The following is a 6,875-nucleotide window of genomic DNA, read 5'->3' as shown; positions in this document are numbered from 1 at the left end:
CCCACCACTGCGACAGGCAGCTCGCTGAGACGCCGCCCGACGCGGGCGGCCGGTGGCCCCAGAAGTGCAGGTACTTCGGGCGGCCGGACGCCGCGATCACATCGCTCACCGACCGCGCGTCGGCCGGGCTCCGTGTGTCCGTCATGACCCACATCGTGACAGAGGGCCCCGACACTCGGACACCGGGTTTTCCGGTTCGCTCCCGTCCCTCACTCGAACTGGAAGGAGCGCTTGGCCAGCCCGTGCCAGAAGCCGTCCACCGTGGACGTCGACCGCTCGTGGCCGTCGAGACCGGCGCCCAGGGCGACGAACAGCGGTGCGAAGTGGTCGCTGCGCGGGTGGGCGAGGGCGGAGGCCGGGGCCTTGTGCCGGAAGTCCAGGAGGGCGTCGACGTCGTGGGCGGACACCGACCGGTGCACCCAGTCGTCGAACTCCGCCGACCAGGACGGCGGCTCACCGTGGGGCCGCCGGGACATCTCACGCAGATTGTGGGTGGTGAACCCGCTGCCCACGATGAGGACGCCCTCGTCGCGCAGGGGTGCGAGACGGCGGCCGAGGGCCAGCAGCGTGCTCGGGTCGAGCGTCGGCATGGACACTTGGAGGACCGGGATGTCGGCCTCCGGGTACATCTCCTTGAGGGGGACGTAGGCCCCGTGGTCGAGTCCCCGGGCCGGATCCTGTCGGACGCTCCCACCCGGACCGGTGGCGAGCTCCCGGACCCGCTCGGCGAGCCACGGAGCTCCGGGGGCGGGGTAGACGACCTCGTAGTAGCGTTGCGGGAAGCCCCAGAAGTCGTAGGTCAGCGGCACGTCGTCCGCTGTGGCGCCGACGGTGAGCGGGGCGTCCTCCCAGTGCGCGGACACCACGAGGATGGCCCTGGGACGGGCCAGACCACCAGACCAGTCGGCGAGTTCCCGTGTCCACCGGTCGTCGTCGGCCAGCGGCGGCGCTCCGTGGCTCAGGTACAGGGTAGGCGTGCGGGTGGTCGACACGGGGTCCTCCGATCATGGGAGCCTTCTGGCACCCAGAACACAGTTGAACTCTCAAGTATTCCGGGGGAGCGGTGGCCGACACGAGGTGGCTCGACGAGGATGAGCAGCGGACCTGGCGGACCTTCCTGAGGGCCGTCCACTTGTTGGACAGCGCCCTGGACCGCCAGCTCAGAAGGGACTCCGGCCTTCCGCACGCCTACTACCAGGCGCTCGTGGCGCTGTCCGAGGCCCCGGAGCGCGCGCTGACGATGACGGAGTTGGCCGGGCTCCTGCGCTCCTCGCCGAGTCGGCTCTCGCACGCCGTGGCCCGTCTGGAGGAGGACGGGCTGGTCCGCCGGTTCAAGCGGCCCGGTGACCGGCGCACGACGATCGTCTCCCTCACCCCCGAGGGGATGGAGGTGCTGCGGGAGGCGGCGCCGGGGCACGTGGAGGAGGTGAGGAGGGTGCTCTTCGACACGATCAGCCGTGAACAGGCGGATCGGTTGAGGGAGATCTCCGAGGCGATGCTGGGCGCCCTGGATCCCGGCGGAGAGGCCCCCGGACGACCGGCGTCCTAGGGGGCGCCCGGGGGGCGCGACACGCCGCCCGAGGGTGGAAAGTTCTCTGAACAGGGGTGATCACGGCTTGCTTACGCCTGGTTCGACACCTTATGTGATCGACTGGACACGTACGAAAACCTTGTTTCTCGGGAAAAGGTTGTAGTCTCAAGCGTCCGCTCCGGGACACCTTCTCCCGGAACGCCCGCTACACGGAAGCAGGAAGACCCATGAGCCAGCAGTCATCGGGGCTGGGAATCAGCGACTTCACGAGCCTCCTCGCCCGACTCGTCGTCGGCGGCGTGTTCGTCTACCACGGTTGGCCCAAGCTGGCCGACCCCGGCGCCACCGCCGAGGGCTTCGCGATGATGGGCGTTCCCATGCCCGAGGTCGCCGCCGTCGTGGGCGGCCTCGTCGAGGTCGGTGGCGGGATCGCGCTCATCATCGGGTTCCTGCTACCCCTGGCCGGTATCCTCCTGGCCCTCCAGATGATCGGCGCCTACGTCTTCGCGCACGCCGGTCAGGCGTTCGCGGAATGGGAGCTGGTCCCGGTGATCGGCGCCGCCGCGCTCGCGCTCGGCTTCGCCGGTGGCCGCTTCGCCCTGGATCGGATCATGCCGTGGGGGCGCAGGAGCCGTTCCGACCGCGAGGCGTAGGCGCTCGCTCACGCGCCCCGGCCCTCCCACCTTTGAAAACGGGCGGCCCGGGGCACTTCTCTACTCAATTCACCATTCAGGCCAGGTGCTATAAGGATTTGTGTATTGTGGTGTTTTCGGGTCAGTAGGTAGAATCAGACGGAATCCACGTCGACAGCGGGGTGGAAACGACCTCCGTCCCCCGTTTCCCCTCCCCCGTGCCGAACGGGAGCCTGCTTGTCCCACCTGGCCACATACCCGCAATACCAGAATTCCGCCGACTGGCAACTGCGTGTCGCCGACCGGAACGGCTTAGCCCTCCACGGGGCGGCGGCACTGGTCACCCCCCACCACGTGGTCACGTGCGCCCACGTCGTTCGCGCCGCCGTCGGTGACGCGGGCCCCGGCAGCCGTGTGCACGTGGACGCGCCCCGGGGCGCGGACGGGTGGACCGCCATGGCCCAGGTCCTCCCGGACGGGTGGTGGTGGCGCGAGGCGAGCCCCTGGGACGTGGCCGTCCTGCGCCTCGACCGACCCGCCCCGGCCCGCCCCGCCGTCCTCGCCGGTCCAGCGCGGGTCGGCGACCGCGTCCGCGTCGTCGGCTTCGCACAGTCCCCCTCCGGTCGGTGGGTCACCGGGAGCGTCGCCGGGTCCGGCGGCAGTCACCCCGAGTACGTCCAGATCGACACCGACCCCGGTACGGGAACCGTCTTCACCCGGGGTTTCAGCGGTGGCGGTGTCCGAGAGGAGAGTACGGACGCCCTTGTGGGCATCGTGTGTGAGGCGGCCACCGAAGGCAGGCTGGGCTGGATGATTCCCATGACGGAGATCCGCCCGGTGTGGGAGTCGGACCGGGCGGTTCCACCGCTCCCCACCCCGCCCCGGCCGCGGTCCCGGCGCCAGCCCCCGGACGACGGCGCCGTGCGACGGGCGGTCACCGCGACCGGCCTCGCCATGTCCGACCTGGACACCATCGCCTCCCCTGATCAGCGCAGGTCCTTCCACCAGGGGCTCGACCGGCGCCTGCGGGTGCGGGTACGCCTCGACCAGGACCCGCGCACCTTCGCCGCGTCACTCGTCCGTCTGGCCCACCATGAGTTCGACCTCCTCGCCGAGGTCCTGGACCAGCTGGACGCGTGGGAGGAGGGGAGCGCGTCCATGCGGCGTGTCCGCGAGGCCGCGGCCCCGCTGCTGGAGTGGGGCTCCGGGTGAACGCACGGGACGTCGAGCGGCTGGCCCTCGCGCTGTGCGACGTCGAACACATCTACTCCCAGGAGCACCGGGAGCAGCTCATGCGGTATCTGCCCAGGGCCGTCCGCCGGGACGTGGACGCCTCCGGGGCGCCCTCCGTCTTCGCTCGCCGACTCGTCCAGTTCTGCCAGGACCGGGAGTGCGTCGGCTGCCTGCTGCGCTGGGTCCTCCACCTGGAGGACCGCGGCCGAAGCGCGCGGACGGCGGCGGAGGCGGCCCGTCCCCTCCTCGACGAGGAGGAGTACGCCCTGCTCGCCCAGCACGTCGAGGTCCGCGACGCCCGGGACGTGGGCACCGTGCGGGACGAACTGTCCCGTGTTCTCTTCGACAAGGTCGAGGCGGTCTTCGAGCGAGTCCGGCCACCCACCCTCCGGGTCGAGACCCCCGAGCCCGCCACGGCCTGGGACGCCCTCATGGACCTCGCCGAACGCCCCGCCCCACCGGACGGGGAACCGCCGGTGCTCCTGTTCTGCGCGGAGGTCGCCCGCCACTTGAGGACGCTCAACACGGGCCTGTTGGAGGAGTGGGGCCGGGGCCTGCGCCCTCCCGAGCCGCCGGGGACGCCGCCCGCTCCGGAACGTCCGGCCCGCCTGGTCGTGCGGGTCGGACAGGGCACGCGGCGGGGCCGTTACGAGGTGGAGTACTGGACCGTCCTCAGCCAGCGCCGCGGTGAGGAACCGGAGTTCTGCGACCACGACCTGCACCCCGACGTCGACCCGGCCTCGATCGGGGAGCGGATCGGTGGACTGCTCAGCCGGATGGAGGCCGACCCCCGGGCGGCGCACCACGGCGGCAGGCGGGTCGAGCTGGTCGCGCCCCTGCTCCTGCTCGACCGCCTCCAGGCCGAGAGCTGGCAGCGCGCCCACTCCGGCGGCGTCCCCCTGGGCGCCCGCGCGGAAGTGGTGTACCGCGCGGAGGAGCTGCTCCCGGACCGGGCGGACCGTGACGCGTGGAGCACGTGCGTCAGCAGGTGGCAGCGGTTGGAATCGAGCGGAGAGGCACTCGCGCTCGACGAGTTCCACGACCGGGGAATGGACGACGACCCCCTTCCGGAACGGCTGCGGGACGACCGGGTGATCGTTCTGTCCGTTCCCTCCCGCCTGAGCCGTTGGTATACACAAGTCTGGTCGGCGATTACGCTTGGGGTTCCGGTTGTGGTCTGGCGATCCGCGGAATTCGGCCCGGGAATCGGATCATGGCTGAATCCGGTTCGCATGGGACGGGAGGTGACCGTGACCTCGGAGGAAATCCGAGCGCTCCCCGAAGTTCTCCACAGCTCTCGGTCCGGACGCGTGTCATCGAGTGAGAGCGGGTACATCGAGGGCAGTCTCGAGATCGCCGTCATCTACCACGATCCCCTTCCGGTCCTGCCGGAACCTCCTCCGCAGATGTCCACCGACAGCATCCGATAGCCCCCTGGGCGCGGTCCGAAGGGCATGCCATGACCACACCCCCCGGAACAGGGCCGGCCGACTCCGCGCGGACGGTGCCTGAGTGGTGGATCTTCCATGGCACCGGTCAGCCCCGCCGCCATCTCGACCTGGCGGCCCAGCTACCGCCGCCCCCGCCGTGGCGTGCCTATGGGGGCGAGCCCGCCCCCGGCGCTCCGCCGCAGGACGGCCCGCCCCGGGAAGAGGACTCCTCCCGGGTGCTCGGCGGGGCCCGGACCGGGCCGGTCGCGCTGGGCGCCCGCCGCCGCCGTCTGCTCGACAGGGTCAACGCCGCGATCCTGCTGAGGCGACCGCTCCTGCTCGTCGGCCCGCCCGGAGTGGGCAAGTCGAGCCTGGCGTACCAGATCTCCCGCGAACTCGGGTTGGGCCGGGTGCTGCGCTGGGCGGTCAACAGCAGGTCCACCGCCGCCGAGGGGCTCTACTCCTACGACCCCCTCACACAGATCCACGACCTCAACGTGGAGGGCGCCCGCCGCCGGGCCCTCGGGGCGGTGGACCGCCGTTACGGCGCGGGGGCCGACGCCGACCCGGTCGAGGCCCACCTGCGCAGCAGCGCCGAGTCCATCGGCCGCTACCTCACCCTCGGCCCCCTGGGCACCGCCTTCCTCCCCGCCGCCCTGCCGCGCGTGCTGCTGGTGGACGACTTCGATCTCGGCGACTTCGACCTGGCGGGCGACCTCCTCGACCTCTTCGAGAACGGGGGGTACCGCGTTCCCGAACTGGCCAGGCTGGCCGGGGCCGCCGAGTCGATCGAGGTGGGCACCGACGACCCCGACCGGACCGCCCGCGTCACCCGCGGCGAGGTCCTGTGCTCGGCCTTCCCGGTCACCGTCGTGACCTGCAACAGTGACCGCGACCTTCCGCCCGCCTTCCTGCGCCGCTGCGTTCCGGTGTACATGGAGCTGCCGGACGAGGAGGAGCTGGTGTCGATGGTCGCCGGACACTTCAACGGCGCCACGCCGCCGGGGACGCGCGCCCTGGTCACCGAGTTCCTGCGCCGCACCGGCGACGGCCACCGGCTCTCCGTCGACCAACTGCTCAACGCCGTCCACATGCTCGGGACGGTGGACGGGGCGGGCACGGCGCCCGGTCCGGAGCAGGTGGAGCACTTCTCCGAGCTCCTGTGGCACCGGCTCACGGAAACCCCGGGATGAGCGCCAGAGGGGAACATGGTGGCGGCGGTCCCGGACGATCCGGCGGCCGCTCCGACCCCTGGGCCGAAACGCTCGGCGCCAGTGCGACGGACCTGGCGGACGCGGTCTACCTCGCCGCGCTGCGCCGGATCCGGTCCGACACACGACGCAGGGAACCGCCCCGGGACGACGGAGCGGACCAGGACCCGCCCCGATCCGCGCACGACACGGATCCGGCGCCGGAGACGGACGCGGACACGCGCGGAGCGGATAGCGCGCCCCCCGCGGCCGACGGGACACGCGGTGGTCCGGCCCCGACCGCTCCGCGGACGGAGCCGACCGGAGTGACGCCGGGACCTCCCGAGGCCGGGAAGAGCACGGGGGATCCCTCGTCCGAGGTGTCCGGAAATCCGGCGCCCCAGATGACCGGAACACCGTCGCAGCCGCCGCCGGGAACACCGGTCGAGACCGTCCACCTCCCCGGCGACGTCGTGGCGGACGGGCCGTACGAGCCCGCACCACCGCTCGCCACGGGCGAGGCCGTGCTGGAGGAACGGCAGGAACTCCTCGCCGCGCTCCGGCCCTTCAACCTCAAACTGCCGCAGGGGCCGCGCGACCGCCTCGACGTGGAGGGCACGGCGCGCAACTACGCCCGTGCTCTGCTGGAGACCCTCCACTGGCCCGAGGGCGACCGTGGGCGGCACGCGGTCCCGATCGTCCCCGAGCTGCGCGCGCGGTCGCACCGGGCGGTCGACCTCGTCCTGCTCGTGGACGACGGCGTCACCATGCTGTTCCAGCGCGGGGTGGCGGCGGCCTTCTCCCGGTTGGCCAGGGACAGCGGGGTCTTCCGGTCGGTGCGGGAGCTGCGCTTCGACTC

7 protein-coding genes and 1 pseudogene (1 of these 8 running past the window's edge) are annotated in these 6,875 nt (G+C 72.0%); 6 read left to right on the top strand and 2 right to left on the bottom strand.

Translation table 11 applies throughout. From position 1 onward, the window contains the following. Positions 1–145, bottom strand: a pseudogene (locus tag D471_RS35415) (NADAR family protein); it reaches 403 nt to the left of the window's first position. A 64-nt stretch (positions 146–209) separates the two neighbouring features. Beyond that, positions 210–992: a dioxygenase family protein gene (locus tag D471_RS0121170; protein ID WP_017600477.1), complete on the bottom strand. Its 783-nt coding sequence runs from the start codon at positions 990–992 to the stop codon at positions 210–212. Positions 993–1,063: 71 nt separating this feature from the next. Here D471_RS0121170 and D471_RS0121165 point away from each other — a divergent pair, with 71 nt between their 5' ends. From D471_RS0121165 to D471_RS39660, 6 genes are all read left to right on the top strand, one after another. Continuing rightward, a complete protein-coding gene (locus tag D471_RS0121165; protein WP_017600476.1) occupies positions 1,064–1,549 on the top strand; it encodes a MarR family winged helix-turn-helix transcriptional regulator in 486 nt (161 codons plus the stop codon). A 209-nt stretch (positions 1,550–1,758) separates the two neighbouring features. Next, a complete protein-coding gene (locus D471_RS0121160) occupies positions 1,759–2,184 on the top strand; it encodes a DoxX family protein (protein WP_017600475.1) in 426 nt (141 codons plus the stop codon). Positions 2,185–2,400: 216 nt separating this feature from the next. Continuing rightward, complete coding sequence (locus D471_RS0121155; protein ID WP_017600474.1) at positions 2,401–3,375, top strand: trypsin-like serine peptidase; 975 nt, start codon at positions 2,401–2,403, stop codon at positions 3,373–3,375. After that, the gene (locus tag D471_RS0121150) at positions 3,372–4,826 is read left to right on the top strand and encodes a VMAP-C domain-containing protein (RefSeq protein ID WP_017600473.1); all 1,455 of its coding nucleotides are present in this window, start codon (positions 3,372–3,374) and stop codon (positions 4,824–4,826) included. Before D471_RS0121155 ends, D471_RS0121150 begins: the two co-directional genes overlap by 4 nt. 29 nt (positions 4,827–4,855) lie before the next feature. Next, positions 4,856–6,019, top strand: coding sequence for an AAA family ATPase (locus D471_RS0121145; protein WP_026127935.1), 1,164 nt, complete (start codon positions 4,856–4,858; stop codon positions 6,017–6,019). A gap of 401 nt (positions 6,020–6,420) precedes the next feature. After that, positions 6,421–6,875, top strand: a 455-nt coding sequence (locus D471_RS39660; protein ID WP_206538960.1) for a hypothetical protein, incomplete at its 3' end; no start/stop codon positions are given.

It is taken from the genome of Nocardiopsis lucentensis DSM 44048 (genome assembly GCF_000341125.1).
Lineage (GTDB): Bacteria > Actinomycetota > Actinomycetes > Streptosporangiales > Streptosporangiaceae > Nocardiopsis > Nocardiopsis lucentensis.
This window is presented reverse-complemented; position numbering and strand designations above follow the sequence as displayed.

Excerpts from the sequence above, each read along its gene's own strand:
- D471_RS0121145 (WP_026127935.1), top strand. The coding sequence starts at position 4,856 with ATGACCACACCCCCCGGAACAGGGCCGGCCGACTCCGCGCGGACGGTG.
- D471_RS0121160 (WP_017600475.1), top strand. The coding sequence starts at position 1,759 with ATGAGCCAGCAGTCATCGGGGCTGGGAATCAGCGACTTCACGAGCCTC.